Here is a 15813-nt window from a genome sequence, read left to right as displayed (position 1 = left end):
TCCCTAATGTTGTTTTGTGATGTGTATTGCGGAAGGTTGGTCCTTCATCGCCATTTTTTGACTGACGCGCAGATCGCCTCCGTCGAGATGCCATAACGGTCATGCAGCGTCGGCAGCGCGCCCGCAGCGAGGAATTCGTCCGGCAATCCGATATGATGGAACGCAGGATGGACGCGAGCTCGCATCAGGGCTGCCGCGACCGCCTCACCCAATCCGCCAATGACGGTGTGATTTTCGGCAACGACAACGAGCCGGCCCGGCTTGCGGCAGGTCTCCACGATCGTTTCGACATCGAGCGGCTTGATGGTTGGGACATGCAACACGGCGGCGCTGATGCGGTCGGCCTCAAGCTGCTTTGCTGCTTCCAGCGCGCGCATGGTGAGCAGGCCCGAGGAGATGAAGAGGACGTCGGCGCCATCACGGAGCTGCTTTGCCTTGCCGAGCTCGAACTTGTAACCGTACTCGTCGAGCACGAGCGGCACCTGTCCGCGTAACAGCCGCATATAAACCGGCCCCTGGTGGGCAGCGATCACCGGCACCGCCTGCTCGATCTCGTGGGCGTCGCAAGGATCGATCACGGTCATGTTGGGCATCGCGCGAAGCAGCGCGAGATCCTCGGCGGCCTGGTGGCTCGGTCCGTAGCCGGAGGTAAGACCAGGAAGCGCGCAGGCGATCTTGACGTTGCGGTCTTCCTCCGCGATCGTCTGATGAATAAAGTCGTAGGCCCGGCGAGACGCGAACACCGCGTAGGTCGTAACGAACGGCGTGAAGCCTTCTGCTGCGAGGCCTGATGCAGCTCCGAACAGGAGCTGTTCGGCCATGCCCATCTGATAGTAGCGGTCGGGATATTCCTTCGCAAAGATGTGAAGGTCGGTATATTTTCCGAGATCCGCGGTCATCCCGACGATGTCGGGACGCTGCCGTGCGACCTCGATCAGCGCATGGCCGAACGGCGCCGGCTTCGTCCGCTGCCCTTCGGCAGCGATCGAGGCGATCATCGCCGAGGTGGTCAGCCGCGGTTTGGCAGCAGTAGAACTTGTCGTATTCGAGACCGGCTTCACGCACGCCTCCCTTCGTCGAGAGCTTCCAGCGCCAGCTTCCATTCGTGTGCATCCACACGCATGAAGTGATTGCGTTCGCGCGCCTCAAGGAATGGAATGCCCTTCCCCATCAGGGTATCCGCGATAATCATGCGCGGCCTTGCGCCCTCGTGCGTCCTGGCCGCATCGAACGCGGCAACCACCGCGTTGAGATCGTTGCCATCGACGCGCTGCACGAACCAGCCGAACGCACGCATCTTGTCCGCGAGCGGCTCAAAGCCCATCATCTGCTTGGACGGCCCATCGGCCTGCTGGTTGTTCACGTCGACGATCGCAATGAGATTGTCGAGATTGTAGTGAGCGGCGGACATCATCGCCTCCCACTTGGAGCCCTCGTCGAGTTCGCCGTCGGAAAACAGCGTGTAGACGCGGCTGTCGGAGCCCTTTCGCTTCAGACCCAGGCACATGCCGACGGCAATGCTCAAGCCGAGGCCGAGCGAGCCACCCGACATTTCCATGCCGGGCGTGTAGCTCGCCATGCCGGACATCGGCAGCCGGCTGTCGTCGAAGCCGTAGGTCTCGAGCTCGGCTTCCGGAACGATCCCGGCCTCGATCAGTGCGGCGTAGAGCGCGATGGCGTAGTGGCCATTCGAGAGCAGGAAACGGTCGCGCTTTTCCCAGGCAGGATCCTCGGGCCGGTAGCGCATGGCGTGGAAATAGGCCACTGCCAGCACGTCGGCGATGTCGAGGGCCTGCGCGATGTAGCCTTGGCCCTGCACTTCACCCATCCGCACCGCGTTGCGGCGGATACGATACGCGCGCTCTGCAAGGCTGGGCTCGTTGATGCGCGAAGCGGCATCTTCCATGAGTTCCCTCCCCTGCCCTAGTGGATGAGCATGCCGCCGTTGACGTCGATCACCGCGCCCGTCGTGTAGGCGGAGAGATCGGAGGCCAGGAAGAGATAGATGTTGGCAACATCCTGCGGCACGCCGAGCCTGCCAAGCGGGATGCCGTCGATAATCTCCTTGCGCTTTTCGTCGGAGATCTTGCCCGCGTTGATGTCGGTCTGGATCAGACCTGGCGTAACACAATTGACGCGGATTCCATCGGGGCCGAGCTCGCGCGCCATCGCCTTGGCAAGGCCGAGCACGCCGGCCTTGGCTGCCGAATAATGCGCGCCGCCGAGAATGCCGCCACCGCGCTGGGCGGAGACGGAGGACATGCAGGCAATCGCGCCGGACTTGCGGTTCCGCATATGCGGCATCACCGCCTGCGAAAGAAAAAGCACACCGCGCAGATTGACGTCTTGAATGCGGTTCCAATCCTCCGACGAAATGTCCCACACTTTGACCGGTTGGGTGATGCCGGCATTGTTGATCAGAATGTCGATTTGGCCGAACGCTTTGAGAACGTCGGCAACGGCGCGCTCACAGTCGGCCTTGTTGGTCACATCGCAGGCAACGCCGACATGGTTCGTGCCGAGCTCGGCTGCGGCGCCGGCCGCGCTCTTGCCGTCGATGTCGAGGATCGCAACGCGCGCACCATTTTGCGCGAACGTTTTTGCGGTAGCGAAGCCGATGCCGCGCGCCCCAGCGGCGCCAGAAATGATCGCAGTCTTGCCTGCAAGAAGCATACTTGTTTCCTCCGAGAGAGCTTGTTTGTTGGGGGCGGACTATGGTCGGGGCGGTGTGACGCGAAAATAGGCGAAATTTGCACTAATAGGTGAACTGTGCTCACCTGTGGCATGTCCAAGCTTCCTCTCGGAGCGTTGAGAGTTTTCGAGGCTGCTGCACGCACCGGATCATTTCGCGCGGCCGCGACCGAATTGGCACTGACGCCGAGTGCAGTCAGCCACGCGATCCGAACCTTCGAAGATCAGATCGGAACGACGCTTTTTGAGCGGGAAGGACGCAATGTCCGGCTGAGTCCGGCGGGCGATGCGCTCTTGCGCCGGGTCTCCTGTGGATTCGACGAGCTAAGACATGGCCTCGAGGTCGCGAGCGCGCGCTCATCCAACTTGTTGCGGCTTCACTGTGCGCCGAGCATGGCGGCGCAGTGGCTCATGCCGCGGTTGCGAAGGTTGATAGAGGAACATCCTGAACTGGAGGTACGGCTGGCCGCCGGCGTCGACTATCCGCATTTTCGCAACGATGAGTTCGATGTCGACATTTGCTACGGGCCGCCGCGGCAAGAGGGATTGTCGGTGCTGCCGCTTGGCGAGGAGACCGTGCGCCCGATGTGCGCGCCTTCCCTCGCGGGCACGATCCGCGAGCCTGCGGATCTTTTGAAACTGGCGCTTATCGAAAGCGAGCAGAAACGCGTCCGCTGGAACGCCTGGTTCGCCGCAAACGGCCTTTCTGCACCAAGCCCTGGTGGATTTCGTTTTGACCGAAGCTTTATGGCTATAGCTGCAGCGACCGACGGTCTTGGCGTGACCCTGGAATCCACCCGGCTTGCCGAGCGCGAACTCGCGAACGGCCAATTGGTCGCCCCCCTTGCCGGCCACGCTCGAGATGTGACGTATGTGGGCCACTATCTGGTCTGCCCCCCGCAGGCGAAGCACAGACAATCGGTCCGCACGTTCACGAAATGGATCGCCGGGGAATTGGGCCTCTCAGGCCGCTCGAAGAATTAGGCGCTCACGACACCAGGCTCGAATTCGGCCAGCCCGTCGGATTACAGTCCGGCGCAGATCACCAACGTCCTGATCACCGCACCCCCCATGCATCACGGCCGCCCGCCGCAAAAGGTTAAGCGGAATTCTTGCAGACAGTGCGCAAAGCTAGTTAAGAGCCCGCGCTTACGGCACACGGCGCAGGACGAACGCCCGGGGAATCGCACACGATCTCAACGGAGAAAACGTCCACCGCGAAGCCGGCGATGGGACAATGGCCGGCCATTCGGGAGCAGAGGACGATCGCGGTTCCCCGATTGACGATTTTCGGACCCTGTGCATAGCGCTCTCCTCGGAGTGCCCAGGAGCAGACGAGTTCGGAGCCAAAGGGGCCAGATTCCGTCACGAAATCGACCCACCAACGCACCCGCTTTGCTTGACAGCCCGCCGCCCCCTTCCTTATATGCCGCGCGTTCGCGAGATGGCCGCTTCGGCCGTGCGAGCCCTGTGGCGGGGTAGCTCAGCTGGTTAGAGCACGGGAATCATAATCCTGGGGTCGGGGGTTCGAGTCCCTCCCCCGCTACCACGTATGACCCATTATTGATTGTGGTGGGCCTGCGCAGAGGGCCCCCGCCGATTAGCGCGGCAAGCTTGTCTTCGACCGAGACCTGGAAGCCTTGCCATGGCCCTTTCGGGTGGACGGTGACACCCTCACCCGAAATTCGCGCGCGAGGAAAGGCGAAGAAACGAGCCCTACTTCGGCCTCACATTGGGATCGCCGCCCGGGCTGCCGGGGGGCGGGATGATCGGGGTCTTGCCGACATCCGGCGCAGGCGCGCGCATTTCGGGGTCGACGCCTGTGGGCGGGCAGAGGACGCCGTCGGATTGCGCGAGCTTGTCGCCCAGTGGTTCCCTCGCCTGGCCGGTGGTCTGGCCATCGGGCTTCACGGTGCCGCGAGGGCGATCCGTCTGGGTCGGCGTGCAGTCGCTGGCGCGCTGCGGGGGCGGCGGCGCGGTCGCCTGCGGCGGCGTCGCCGGGCTGGGCGGAGCCTGTGCGATCGCAGGCCCGGAGGCTGCGATCAAAAGGCTTGCGAGAATGAGTTTCGATCTCGTGCGCATGGACGGAAAACGCGCGGGCCGCGCCGCGTGTTCCGCCTCTGAACATTACGATTTGCGGTAGCGGATCAGCGAGAAGTGCCCCATCGGCGGCATCGGCCGCCGCTCGGCGAGCGTGATGCCGCCGTGGCGCTTCTGCCAGTCGACGAGGCGGTCCCAGGGAAACTCCGGGCGCCAGCCGAGCCTGCGCGCGAGCGGTGCAAAAGCGAGTTCGAACAGTTTTCGCGGTCCGCTCTCGGCGCCGATGTGATTGACGAGGATCAGCTCGCCGCCCGGTTTCAGCACACGCACGAACTCGTCGAGCGTACCTTCGGGATCGGGCACCGCGGTGATGACATATTGCGCGACCACCGCATCGAAGAAGCCGTCGTGGAATGCAAGGTTCTTCGCATCCATCACGCTGAGCACCTCGACATTGCCGAGCTTTTCCGCACGCACGCGCGCTTGCGCCTTGCGCAGCATCGGCTCGGAAATGTCGACGCCACAGATTTTCGTCGAGCGCGAATAATCCGACAGCGACAGGCCGGTGCCGACACCGACGTCGAGAATGCGGCCGCCGATCTTGTCGGCCTCCGCAATGGTCGATTGGCGCCCCGCATCGAACACCTTGCCGAACACGAGATCGTAAACCGGCGCCCAGCGGCCATAGGCCTTCTCGACCCCGGCACGCGAGATATCTGCTGCCATGCCCCCTGCCCTGTAATTAGATTCTTATGTTGCGCATGATCTCCGCGCAAACGCGTTCCGCGTTTGTCGCGAGGGAAAACCGCTGCACACTTTTCCGGATCATGCGCTAGCCGCGCAGCGCTTCCGCGAACGGCCGCGCCGCATCGCTTGCGACCTTCGCGGCCGCGCTCTGGATAAAGCCGCCGCCGAGCACGCGCGCCTGCCCCGAGGGCGCATCGTAGAACACGCAGGCCTGTCCCGGCGAGACGCCCTCTTCGCCGGCGACGAGTTCGACCTCGTAATGGCCGTTGCCGCCGCGCAGCCACGCCGGCTGCGGCGCGCGGGTCGAGCGCACGCGCACGAACATCTCGAGGCCGCCGCCGATGGCGCGATCGATATCGCCGTTGCCGATCCAGTTGACGTCGCGCAGCACGATGCGGTGCATCTTCAGCGCATCGCGCGGCCCGACCACGACGCGGCGGGTCGCGGCCTCGAGCCGCACCACGTAGAGCGGTGAGCCGGAGGCGATGCCGAGCCCGCGACGCTGGCCGACGGTGAAATTGGCGATGCCGTGATGCTGGCCGATGACGCGGCCGTCGAGGTCGACGATGTCGCCGGGCTCCATCGCATTGGGACGCAGCCGGGTGATGATGTCAGTGTAGCGCCCGGTGGGCACGAAGCAGATGTCCTGGCTGTCGTGCTTGTCCGCAACGTTGAGGCCAAAGCGGCGGGCGAGCTCGCGCGTTTCGGGCTTGGTCATGTCGCCGAGGGGAAAGCGCAAGTAGTCGAGCTGCTCGCGCGTGGTCGCGAACAGGAAATAGCTCTGGTCGCGCTCGCTATCTGCAGCGCAGACCAGCGCGCGGGAGCCGTCGGCGAGGCCACGCGAGGCGACATAGTGGCCGGTGGCAAGCGCGACCGCACCGAGCTCGCGCGCGGTCTTCAGGAGATCGCGGAACTTGACGGAGCGGTTGCACTCGATGCATGGCACCGGCGTCTCGCCGAGCGCGTAGCTATCGGCAAAATTGTCGATGACGGACTCGCGAAAGCGGTCCTCGTAGTCGAGTACGTAATGGGGAATGCCGAGCTTGGCGGCAACGTCGCGCGCGTCGTGGATGTCCTGGCCGGCGCAGCAGGCACCCTTGCGATGGGTCGCCGCACCGTGGTCATAGAGCTGCAGCGTGATGCCGACGACGTCGTAACCTTCGGCCTTCAGCAGCGCAGCCGTCGTCGAGGAGTCCACGCCGCCCGACATGGCGACGACGACCCTGGTGTCCTGCGGACGGCCTTCGAGATCCAGACTGTTGCGCATGGTTCCGGCTGTTGAATGCGACTTGCTGCAGAAGTGTTCCGCTGGCCCCGCGTTGATCGGTCGGGAAAGGGGCGGTCTCAGGGAACGGAAATAGTTCCACGAGGTCGGCTTGCCCGGTCGAAAGCGGCTGAGAGCTACCCTTTAATATAGGCCGTATTCCCGTGAAGCAATCGCAGGGGAGACTTTCGCCACGCGCTTAGGGCAATTCTTGCCGGGAGGCAGAAATGGGCCGTGTTTCCGAGGTCTTCACCGTGGCACGCGGAATGCGTCAAGCATTTGATTTTATTATATAAAGCCACTCTTAGCCGGGCTGGCCCACTCCTTGCTAACCCCTTGTCTCGAGTTCATTGCAAGGGGCGTGTCCGTGGTCAGCGTGACGTCAGATGTAGCCGCAAGCGTGTCGGTCCAGACCGCGCCGCCGAAACCTGCCCGCTCGCAGGGGTCGACGGCGAACGACCCGTTCGGCGCGCTCGTCGACAGCAACACGGCGGCTGCCAGCAGCACGCCGAGCACGACCTCGGACCCGGCACCACGCCGCACAGACAGCACGTCATCGTCGTCCTCCACCGAAAAGAGCACGCGTGACACCTCCTCGACCGATCCGTCGTCGCAGAGCAAATCGACCGATACGACCGACAGTTCGACGTCTGCCGCCAGCGATACACCGGCCGCCCCCACCAAGGCGACCGACAAGACCAAAGGCAAGTCAGACGCCTCCGGCACGAAATCGGCCGAAAAATCCGACGACAGCAAGGGCGACAAGACCGAGGACACGGACGGCCCGGCCACCGCCATTCAGGCCGATCCCACGCAGGCAACCACCGCACCGACTGCAACGCCCGATCCGAATGCCATCGTCGTCGCGGCCCCGGTCCTACCGGTCGATCCGAACGCGGCCGCCAGCCAGGCTGCCAGCAATTCAAGTTCACCGCTGACAATCGCAGCCGCCGGCATCGCCGCGAGTGCCTCGACCGCGGCGCAGATCGCTACGCCGGCCGTCAAGACCGACGCGACCGGCGACAAGACCGCCGCGACCGCCGATGCCGGCACCGCCGCGAAAGCCGCGCTGACGGATGCGGCCGCCGCCGCGACAACCGACGCGTCGCCAACCGATCCACAAGCCCAGGGCGCTCTGACCGCCACTGTTGCCCAGGCGACGCCCAAGACCTCGTTCAAGGCGGCCGCCACGGCACAACAGAACACCGACGTTTCCAACGTCGGGCAGGATCCGAGCAAGACGAGCACGACCGGCACGACGCCCAACCAGGCGGCGATGGCCACGAATCCGAACGCGGCCGTGCATCCGCAGGCCGCCAGGCCGCAGGTCGAGGGCAACACGACCGAGGCCAAGGCCGATGTATCGGACAAGACCGCTCCGGCCGCGCCCGCCGCGGTATCGACGCACGACCACACGGCAGCAACTCAGACGCTGACGAGCACGACGGACACCAGCGCCCAGGCCGCTGCCGCAGTGCAGGCTCCGCAGACCACGACGACCTCGGTCGCCGGCGCATCGACGGCGACGCTGACCGCGACCGCGGCGACCGCCACCGCCGTGCCGATCAGCGGGGTGCCGGTCGAGATCGCCGCGGCCGCGCGCGCCGGCAAGACCCGGTTCGACATCAGCCTCGATCCGGCCGAGCTCGGTCGCATCGACGTGCGCATCAACGTCGACCGCAACGGCCAAGTCACCTCGCATCTCACCGTCGAGAAGCCGGAGACGCTGTCGATGCTGCGACAGGACGCGCCGCAGTTGCAGCGCGCGCTCGACGATGCGGGCCTCAAGACAGGCAGCAACGGCCTGTCGTTCAGCCTGCGCGACCAGAATTCATCCGGGCAGAACTCGAGCAACGGCAACGACAACGGCAGCAATTCCCGCCGTCTGGTCATCAGCGACGAAGACGCAGCTCCCGCCGCGCCCGTGGGACGCGGCTACGGCCGCATGCTCGGATCGAGCAGCGGCGTCGATATCAGAGTGTGAGGAGTATTCGACATGACCACCACGAATGCCGCCACTGCCCCTTCAGTCGTTTCGGGCACGACCCAGACGTCATCCTCGTCGTCCTCGTCGAGCTCCAGCCTGAGCTCGACCACCGGCTCGACGCTGGCGGGTAATTTCCAGACCTTCCTGACGCTGCTCACGACGCAGCTCCAGAACCAGAACCCGCTCGATCCGCTCGACACCAACCAGTTCACCCAGCAGCTCGTGCAGTTTGCCGGCGTCGAGCAACAGCTCAAGACCAACACCGAGCTCTCCACGCTGGTGACGATGCAGCAGACCGCGCAGGCGACCCAGGCGCTGAATTTCGTCGGCAAGACCGCGGTGGTCGACGGCACGACCGCGACGATGACCAGTTCGTCGGCGACCTGGCACCTCAATGTCCCCTCCAACGCAACAGTCGACATCTCGATCGCCAACTCCAGCGGCCAGACCGTGTTCACCGGCAAGTACACCGCCGGCGCCGGCTCCGACATTCCGTTCACCTGGAACGGCCAGGGCAATGACGGCACGCAGTGGCCCGACGGCAAATACACGATCAGCGCAACCGGCAAGGACGCCTCGGGGAATTCGGTCGGTGTCGCCGCGCAGGTTCAGGGCACGGTGTCTTCAGTCGACCTGACGCAGTCGCCGCCCCTGCTGACGATCGACGGGAGCACCTACACGGTCAGCCAGGTCAAGAGCATCGTCAGCAGCAGCAATTAAAGCGGCGCGCTGCCGGAGCAAATTCAGTGTCGTCCTGGCGAAAGCCAGGACCCATAGCCACCGAAAGTCGTTTTGACGCGAAGGCGTAACCCCGAGTCTTCGCAGGAACTACTCCCTGGGGTAATGGGTCCTGGCTTTCGCCAGGACGACGTCGAGGGGCTTTGCGACATCGCGTGCAGGCCTCGCCAGTTAGTAAAGTATTTACCTTCTACCCCGCTTGGCCGGTTGGAGACCCCCGTCTCGCCCGCCGGGCCGCTCGTGTTCCAGCCATTTTCAACGAGAATTGTATTGAAGCCTTAGGCTTAGCCAATTTTTAAGCCGACCGGCGTAGGGTTATGGCGTGAGTTCAGTGGTTGAGAGTTTGTGAGTACGCCATGACAGAACCCCATCGCCCGAGGGTGAAATACGTCATCGGGCCGGACGGCAGCCCTTTGACGATCGCGGATCTGCCTGCACCGGGGACCAAACGCTGGGTCATCCGACGCAAGGCTGAAGTCGTTGCCGCGGTCCGAGGAGGCCTCCTCTCCCTCGAGGAAGCCTGCAGCCGTTACACCCTGACGGTCGACGAATTCCTCTCCTGGCAGTTTTCCATTGACCAGCATGGTCTGGCCGGACTGCGCACCACGCGCATCCAGCAGTATCGCCAGTAAGCGATCTGGAAATTCGCCAAGTTTGACGCAAATCGGCCTCGCTCTGCGAGGCCGATTTTTTTCATGTCGCGACTTTTGTCCCACCTCTTAATCTTCGTTAACCATATCGAAACCATCACCTAGGCAATAATTGCCCAGTCGGCTTGCCGGTTGCAGGCCGAATCTGGCGGGGCGATTGCTTGCAAGGTCTGTTGGACTTCCTGAAAGGTATCGGCGCCGCCCGGTTCGGGGCGATGATCGCGGTCACCGCCGCACTCATCGGCTTCTTTGCCTTTGTCATCATGCGCGTGACCACGCCGCAGATGACGACGCTGTTCACCGACCTCAACGTCGAAGATTCCTCCAGCATTATCAAAGACCTGGAACGTCAGGGCATCCAGTTCGAGCTGCGCAATGAAGGCAGCATCATCATGGTGCCCAAGGACAAGGTCACGCGACTGCGCATGAAGCTTGCCGAAGGCGGCATGCCCAAGGGTGGCGGCATCGGCTACGAGGTGTTCGACAAGTCGGACGCGCTCGGCACCACCAGCTTCGTCCAGAACATCAATCATCTGCGCGCGCTGGAGGGCGAGCTCGCCCGCACCATCCGCGCGATCGACCGCATCCAGGCCGCCCGCGTCCACCTCGTCCTGCCGGAGCGCCCGCTGTTCTCGCGCGAGGCGCCCGAGCCATCGGCCTCGATCGTGGTGCGGGTCCGCGGCTCGCTGGAGGCGCAGCAGATCCGCGCCATCCGCCATCTCGTCGCCTCCGCCGTCAACGGGTTGAAGCCGCAGCGCGTCTCGATCGTCGACGAATCCGGTCAGTTGCTCGCCGATGGCGCGGCGAGCGATCCCGAGCAGGCCGTCGGCGACGAGCGCCGCACCGCGTTCGAGAAGCGGATGCGCAAGCAGGTCGAGGACATCGTCTCCTCGGTGGTCGGCTCGGGCCGCGCCCGGGTGCAGCTCTCCGCCGATTTCGACTTCAACAAGATCACCCAGACCTCCGACAAATTCGATCCCGAAGGCCGCGTGCTGCGCTCGAGCCAGACCCGGGAAGAGAGCAGCCTCACCGCCGACAACAACGGCCAGGTCACCGTCAACAACGAGCTACCGGGTAATTCATCGGGCGGCACCGCGGTCGCGGCCCGCGACCAGAGCAAGAAGACCGAAGAAACCAACAATTACGAGATCTCCCGCACCACCAAGACCGAGGTGACCGAGGCCGGCCGCGTCAACCGCATCTCGGTCGCGGTCCTGGTCGACGGCATCTACTCCAAGAACGACAAGGGCGATCTGGTCTATCAGGACCGCACCAAGGAGCAGCTCGACCGCATCGCCACGCTGGTGCGTTCGGCGATCGGCTTCGACCAGAAGCGCGGCGACCAGGTCGAGGTCGTCAACCTGCGCTTTGCCGACGCGCCGTCGACCGCCCCGATCGCCGAACCATCGGGCTTCCTCGGCATGCTCCAGTTCACCAAGGACGACGTGATGTACTTCGTCGAGCTCGGCGTGATGATGCTGCTCGGCCTCGTCGTGATGTTCATAGTGATCCGGCCGCTGGTGAAGCGAATCCTTGCCTCCGACGAGGTCGCGGCCTTGACCAGCGCGCTGAGCGCGCCCGCGCTGACCGACGAATCCGCTTCCGCCTCGGGCGGCGGCCACGCGCTGGTCACGAGCGGCAACGCCACGGCGAGCGCGATCGACGTCGCCACCGTCCAGGGTCAGGTCCACGCCCAGTCCGTTCATCGCGTCGGTGAGCTCGCCGAGCGCAACCCCAATGAAACCGTCGCCATCATCCGCCAATGGCTGAGCGAACCCGCGAAATGATCGAGAAGTGAACTGACATGGCCGCCTCCTTGCAAAACGCCAACTCGCACGACATCACCAGTGTGATCTCGACCCTCGGGCAGCGCGCCGGCAACCGGGCCAAGGACGGCAAGTCCGAGCCGCTGGCAGGACCGAAGCGCGCCGCAATCCTGATGCTGGCGCTCGGCGAACAATATGGCGGCAAGATCTGGTCGATGCTCGACGACGAGGAGGTGCGCCAGCTCTCGCTGGAGATGTCCACCCTCGGCACGGTCGAGGTCGACACGGTCGAGGACATGCTGCTCGAATTCGTCTCGCGCATGTCGGCTTCCGGCGCGCTGATGGGTAATTTCGACGCCACCGAGCGACTGTTGCAGCAATACCTGGCGCCCGAGCGCGTCAACGGCATCATGGACGAGATCCGCGGCCCCGCGGGGCGCAACATGTGGGAGAAGCTCTCCAACGTGCAGGAAGAGGTGCTCGCCAACTATCTGAAGAACGAGTACCCGCAGACCATCGCGGTGGTGCTGTCCAAGCTCAAGCCGGAGCACGCCGCGCGCGTCCTCGGCATCCTGCCCGAGGAGCTGGCGCTCGACGTCGTCAACCGCATGCTGAAGATGGAGGCGGTGCAGAAGGAGGTCATCGAGAGCGTGGAGAAGACGCTTCGCGTCGAATTCATGTCGAACCTGTCGCAGACCCGCCGCCGCGATGCCCACGAGGTGATGGCGGAAATCTTCAACAATTTCGACCGCCAGACCGAAACCCGCTTCATCACCTCGCTGGAAGAGGAGAACCGGGAATCGGCCGAGCGCATCAAGGCCCTGATGTTCACCTTCGACGACCTCGTCAAGCTGGACTCCGGCTCCGCGCAGACGTTGATGCGCAACGTCGACAAGGACAAGCTCGCCGTCGCGCTGAAGAGCGCGAACGAGGACGTCCGCAACTTCTTCTTCGGCAACATGTCTTCGCGCGCCGCCAAGATGCTGCAGGACGATATGGCGGCGATGGGACCGGTCCGGTTGCGCGATGTCGACGAGGCGCAGGCGCTGCTGGTCAACCTCGCCAAGGACCTCGCCGCCAAGGGCGAGATCATGCTGACCAAGAACCGCGCTGACGACGAATTGGTGTACTGATGGCGGCACCCGCGAAATTCCTGTTCGACAACGACTTCTCCGCACCCGACCGGACGCGCGAGAAGGCTGCGAGTGCAGCCGAGGTCGCGCAGAAGATCGCGGCCGCCGAGGCGCGCGCCTACCAGGCCGGCTTCGACGCCGGACAGCGCGAGGCCAAGGCCGAGAGCGACCGCCGGGTCGCGCTCGCCATGGAGGAGATCAACATCTCGGTCAGGGGCATCGCGTCGGGCATCGGCAATATCGAGGCCAGGATGGAGACCGAGGCGGTCGACGTCGCGGTCGCGGTGGCGCGCAAGCTGTGCGCCGACCTGATCGCCGCCGAGCCGCTCGGCGAGATCGTCGCGCTGGTCAAGGACTGCTTCTCGCACCTGGTCGCGACGCCGCACCTGGTCGTCCGCATCAACGACGCGCTCTACGAGAGCGCGCGCGAGCGGATCGAGCGGCTCGCCAAGCAGAGCGGGTTCGAGGGCCGGCTGGTGATCCTGGCCGAGCCGGAGATTGCAACCGGCGACTGCCGGATCGAATGGGCCGATGGCGGCGTCGTGCTCGAGCGCGGCGCCATTCTCGGCAAGATCGACGAACTCGTCGGACGCTATCTCGCGTCCCGCAAGGGGAATTAAGCCATGAGCGACACCGACGGGCAGGTCCCGCTTCCCGATCTCAACGGCCCGATGGCGCCGACGGGCACCGATGTCGGCTACAACGAGGACGAATACGCGGCCCGCGTCGCCGCCGACCTCGAGGCGGTGTTCGACGTGCCGGTGCAGGTTTCCGCCGTGCTCGGCCGCTCCAAGATGGACGTCGGCGAGCTGTTGAAGCTCGGTCCCGGCACCGTGCTCGAGCTCGACCGGCGCGTCGGCGAGGCCATCGACATCTACGTCAACAACCGCCTCGTCGCTCGCGGCGAGGTGGTGCTGGTCGAGGACAAGCTCGGCGTGACCATGACCGAAATCATCAGGACCGAACGCAGTTGATTTGTTTTGAGCATGATCTCTTCGGAAAACCGCTACACACTTTTCCGGATCATGCTTTAGCGCAAGGAATGACGCGCAGCAGCGCGAACAGACGGACAGGAGACTGACATGCGGCTTCTCATCGTTGGCACACTGAAGGGCCAGCTCACCACCGCCACCAAGATCGCGATGGAGAACGGCGCCACCGTGACCCACGCCGAGGACCACGAGCAGGCAATGCGCGTGCTGCGCGGCGGCAAGGGCGCCGACCTGCTGCTGGTCGACGTCGCCCTCGACATCCGCGATCTCGTGATGCGGCTGGAAGCCGAGCACATCCACGCTCCGATCGTCGCCTGCGGCATCACCAACGACGCCCGCGCCGCGGTCGCCGCGATCCACGCCGGCGCCAAGGAATACATCCCGCTGCCGCCGGAGCCGGAGCTGATCGCCGCGGTGCTCGCCGCCGTGGCCAACGATTCCCGCGAACTCATCTATCGCGACGACGCCATGGCGCGCGTGGTCAAGCTCGCCCAGCAGATCGCCGGCTCGGACGCTTCGGTGATGGTCACCGGCGAATCCGGTACCGGCAAGGAGGTGCTGGCACGCTACGTCCATACACGCTCGGCCCGCGCCAAACGCCCCTTCATCTCCATCAATTGCGCCGCGATCCCCGAGCATCTCCTGGAATCCGAGCTGTTCGGCCACGAGAAGGGCGCGTTCACCGGCGCGGTCGCCCGCCGTATCGGCAAGTTCGAGGAGGCGACCGGCGGCACGCTGCTGCTCGACGAAATCTCCGAGATGGACGTCCGCCTGCAGTCAAAACTGCTCCGCGCGATCCAGGAGCGCGTGATCGACCGCGTCGGCGGCACCAAGCCCGTCCCCGTCGACATCCGCATCATCGCGACCTCGAACCGCAACCTGGCGGAAGCCGTGCGCGAAGGCACGTTCCGCGAGGATCTCTTGTTCCGCCTCAACGTCGTGAACCTGAAGATCCCGCCGCTGCGCGAGCGTCCCGCCGACATCCTCGAACTCGCCCAGCATTTCGTCAAGAAATATGCCGATGCCAACGGCGTCCCGCTGCGCCCCATTTCCGCGGAAGCGCGCCGAGTGCTCTCGACCAACCGCTGGCAGGGCAACGTCCGCGAGCTCGAGAACACCATGCACCGCGCGGTGCTGATGGCGCAGGGCGACGAGATCGGCGCTGACGCCATCATCACGCCGGACGGCGACCGCCTCGACGTCGCAAGGACCGCGCCGGCGGTAGCGCACGCCACGATGGCAGCGGAGCAGGTGACGCGGGCGCTGGTGGGGCGCACCGTCGCCGACGTCGAGCGCGATTTGATCCTCGAGACGCTGAAGCATTGCCTCGGCAACCGGACCCACGCCGCCAACATCCTCGGCATCTCGATCCGCACGCTGCGCAACAAGCTCAACGAATATGCCGACGGCGGCATCCCGATCCCGCCCGCCGGCACGCCCGGCGAATATCCCCGCATGCCGGCGATGGGGGCTTAGCCCCGCACAAGTGCTGAGGTCAGGAGTGCCCGGGGCTTGCCCCCGGGCGTTTTCTTTGCGGGCGAACACATTCGCCATAGGCCCCCACGCAAAATATCGAAAACAACCCCATGCAAAGTAGCCGATGGCCGGCAGCGAACGCCTCGCGCCTCCGCAAGATTTGACGCGTCGGGCAGTCTCGAACCGACGTGCGCCGCACGGTCAGCGCTCGCGCACCGTTCGGGAGAATGCTGATCCGTAATCCTCAACGGTTGCCATGCCGAACCTCGGATGTCGAAGCAGCGACTATACAAGCATGCGATAGCCGCTGCACCGCTGAGATCGACTAC

15 protein-coding genes and 1 tRNA gene are annotated in these 15813 nt (G+C 64.6%); 10 read left to right on the top strand and 6 right to left on the bottom strand.

The window, feature by feature from the left end:
• Window positions 1-44 precede the first annotated feature (44 nt).
• The 3 genes from NLN62_RS27875 to NLN62_RS27865 are packed head-to-tail and all read right to left on the bottom strand — an operon-like array spanning window position 45 to window position 2673.
• A complete protein-coding gene (locus NLN62_RS27875) occupies window positions 45-998 on the bottom strand; it encodes a transketolase family protein (RefSeq protein ID WP_254113734.1) in 954 nt (317 codons plus the stop codon).
• A 59-nt stretch (window positions 999-1057) separates the two neighbouring features.
• Window positions 1058-1906, bottom strand: coding sequence for a transketolase (locus tag NLN62_RS27870; RefSeq protein WP_027523209.1), 849 nt, complete (start codon window positions 1904-1906; stop codon window positions 1058-1060).
• Between the two features lie 17 nt (window positions 1907-1923).
• Window positions 1924-2673: an SDR family NAD(P)-dependent oxidoreductase gene (locus NLN62_RS27865; protein ID WP_027523208.1), complete on the bottom strand. Its 750-nt coding sequence runs from the start codon at window positions 2671-2673 to the stop codon at window positions 1924-1926.
• 111 nt (window positions 2674-2784) lie between these two features.
• Between NLN62_RS27865 and NLN62_RS27860 the strand changes: the two genes are divergently transcribed.
• The gene (locus NLN62_RS27860) at window positions 2785-3675 is read left to right on the top strand and encodes a LysR substrate-binding domain-containing protein (protein WP_027523207.1); all 891 of its coding nucleotides are present in this window, start codon (window positions 2785-2787) and stop codon (window positions 3673-3675) included.
• Window positions 3676-4163: 488 nt separating this feature from the next.
• A tRNA-Met gene (locus NLN62_RS27855) sits at window positions 4164-4240 on the top strand.
• 167 nt (window positions 4241-4407) lie between these two features.
• Here the strand turns inward: NLN62_RS27855 and NLN62_RS27850 are convergent.
• The 3 genes from NLN62_RS27850 to mnmA all read right to left on the bottom strand — a co-directional run bounded on the left by NLN62_RS27850 (window position 4408) and on the right by mnmA (window position 6745).
• Window positions 4408-4773: a hypothetical protein gene (locus NLN62_RS27850; protein ID WP_027523206.1), complete on the bottom strand. Its 366-nt coding sequence runs from the start codon at window positions 4771-4773 to the stop codon at window positions 4408-4410.
• Window positions 4774-4818: 45 nt separating this feature from the next.
• Window positions 4819-5457 (bottom strand): class I SAM-dependent methyltransferase, encoded by a 639-nt coding sequence (locus tag NLN62_RS27845; RefSeq protein WP_027523205.1) that lies wholly within the window; start codon window positions 5455-5457, stop codon window positions 4819-4821.
• 106 nt (window positions 5458-5563) lie between these two features.
• Window positions 5564-6745 carry a tRNA 2-thiouridine(34) synthase MnmA gene (gene mnmA / locus NLN62_RS27840; RefSeq protein ID WP_027523204.1) on the bottom strand — a complete coding sequence of 394 codons (1182 nt, stop codon included), beginning with the start codon at window positions 6743-6745 and terminating at the stop codon, window positions 5564-5566.
• A gap of 373 nt (window positions 6746-7118) precedes the next feature.
• On the opposite strand from mnmA, the gene NLN62_RS27835 reads away from it, so the two are divergent.
• From NLN62_RS27835 to NLN62_RS27800, 8 genes are all read left to right on the top strand, one after another.
• Window positions 7119-8726, top strand: a complete 1608-nt coding sequence (locus tag NLN62_RS27835; protein WP_371933030.1) for a flagellar hook-length control protein FliK — start codon at window positions 7119-7121, stop codon at window positions 8724-8726.
• Between the two features lie 12 nt (window positions 8727-8738).
• Entirely contained in the window at window positions 8739-9449 is a 711-nt protein-coding gene (locus NLN62_RS27830) for a flagellar hook assembly protein FlgD (protein WP_027523202.1), read from the top strand.
• A 374-nt stretch (window positions 9450-9823) separates the two neighbouring features.
• Window positions 9824-10099, top strand: coding sequence for a DUF1153 domain-containing protein (locus NLN62_RS27825; RefSeq protein ID WP_002714638.1), 276 nt, complete (start codon window positions 9824-9826; stop codon window positions 10097-10099).
• 179 nt (window positions 10100-10278) lie between these two features.
• Window positions 10279-11904: a flagellar basal-body MS-ring/collar protein FliF gene (gene fliF / locus NLN62_RS27820; RefSeq protein ID WP_027523201.1), complete on the top strand. Its 1626-nt coding sequence runs from the start codon at window positions 10279-10281 to the stop codon at window positions 11902-11904.
• Between the two features lie 17 nt (window positions 11905-11921).
• Window positions 11922-13016 (top strand): flagellar motor switch protein FliG, encoded by a 1095-nt coding sequence (gene fliG, locus NLN62_RS27815; RefSeq protein ID WP_027523200.1) that lies wholly within the window; start codon window positions 11922-11924, stop codon window positions 13014-13016.
• Window positions 13016-13636: a FliH/SctL family protein gene (locus NLN62_RS27810; protein ID WP_027523199.1), complete on the top strand. Its 621-nt coding sequence runs from the start codon at window positions 13016-13018 to the stop codon at window positions 13634-13636. Before fliG ends, NLN62_RS27810 begins: the two co-directional genes overlap by 1 nt.
• 3 nt (window positions 13637-13639) lie before the next feature.
• Window positions 13640-13990, top strand: coding sequence for a flagellar motor switch protein FliN (gene fliN, locus NLN62_RS27805; RefSeq protein WP_027523198.1), 351 nt, complete (start codon window positions 13640-13642; stop codon window positions 13988-13990).
• A 108-nt stretch (window positions 13991-14098) separates the two neighbouring features.
• Entirely contained in the window at window positions 14099-15484 is a 1386-nt protein-coding gene (locus NLN62_RS27800; protein WP_027523197.1) for a sigma-54-dependent Fis family transcriptional regulator, read from the top strand.
• Window positions 15485-15813: the final 329 nt, after the last annotated feature.

Origin of the sequence: Bradyrhizobium sp. CCGUVB23, from assembly GCF_024199885.1 — a bacterium.
Lineage (GTDB): Bacteria > Pseudomonadota > Alphaproteobacteria > Rhizobiales > Xanthobacteraceae > Bradyrhizobium.
This window is presented reverse-complemented; position numbering and strand designations above follow the sequence as displayed.

Coding starts and splice junctions, on each gene's coding strand:
- NLN62_RS27875 (WP_254113734.1), bottom strand. CDS start 998: ATGATCGCCTCGATCGCTGCCGAAGGGCAGCGGACGAAGCCGGCGCCG.
- NLN62_RS27870 (WP_027523209.1), bottom strand. CDS start 1,906: ATGGAAGATGCCGCTTCGCGCATCAACGAGCCCAGCCTTGCAGAGCGC.
- NLN62_RS27865 (WP_027523208.1), bottom strand. CDS start 2,673: ATGCTTCTTGCAGGCAAGACTGCGATCATTTCTGGCGCCGCTGGGGCG.
- NLN62_RS27860 (WP_027523207.1), top strand. CDS start 2,785: ATGTCCAAGCTTCCTCTCGGAGCGTTGAGAGTTTTCGAGGCTGCTGCA.
- NLN62_RS27850 (WP_027523206.1), bottom strand. CDS start 4,773: ATGCGCACGAGATCGAAACTCATTCTCGCAAGCCTTTTGATCGCAGCC.
- NLN62_RS27845 (WP_027523205.1), bottom strand. CDS start 5,457: ATGGCAGCAGATATCTCGCGTGCCGGGGTCGAGAAGGCCTATGGCCGC.
- mnmA (WP_027523204.1), bottom strand. CDS start 6,745: ATGCGCAACAGTCTGGATCTCGAAGGCCGTCCGCAGGACACCAGGGTC.
- NLN62_RS27830 (WP_027523202.1), top strand. CDS start 8,739: ATGACCACCACGAATGCCGCCACTGCCCCTTCAGTCGTTTCGGGCACG.
- NLN62_RS27825 (WP_002714638.1), top strand. CDS start 9,824: ATGACAGAACCCCATCGCCCGAGGGTGAAATACGTCATCGGGCCGGAC.
- fliG (WP_027523200.1), top strand. CDS start 11,922: ATGGCCGCCTCCTTGCAAAACGCCAACTCGCACGACATCACCAGTGTG.
- NLN62_RS27810 (WP_027523199.1), top strand. CDS start 13,016: ATGGCGGCACCCGCGAAATTCCTGTTCGACAACGACTTCTCCGCACCC.
- fliN (WP_027523198.1), top strand. CDS start 13,640: ATGAGCGACACCGACGGGCAGGTCCCGCTTCCCGATCTCAACGGCCCG.
- NLN62_RS27800 (WP_027523197.1), top strand. CDS start 14,099: ATGCGGCTTCTCATCGTTGGCACACTGAAGGGCCAGCTCACCACCGCC.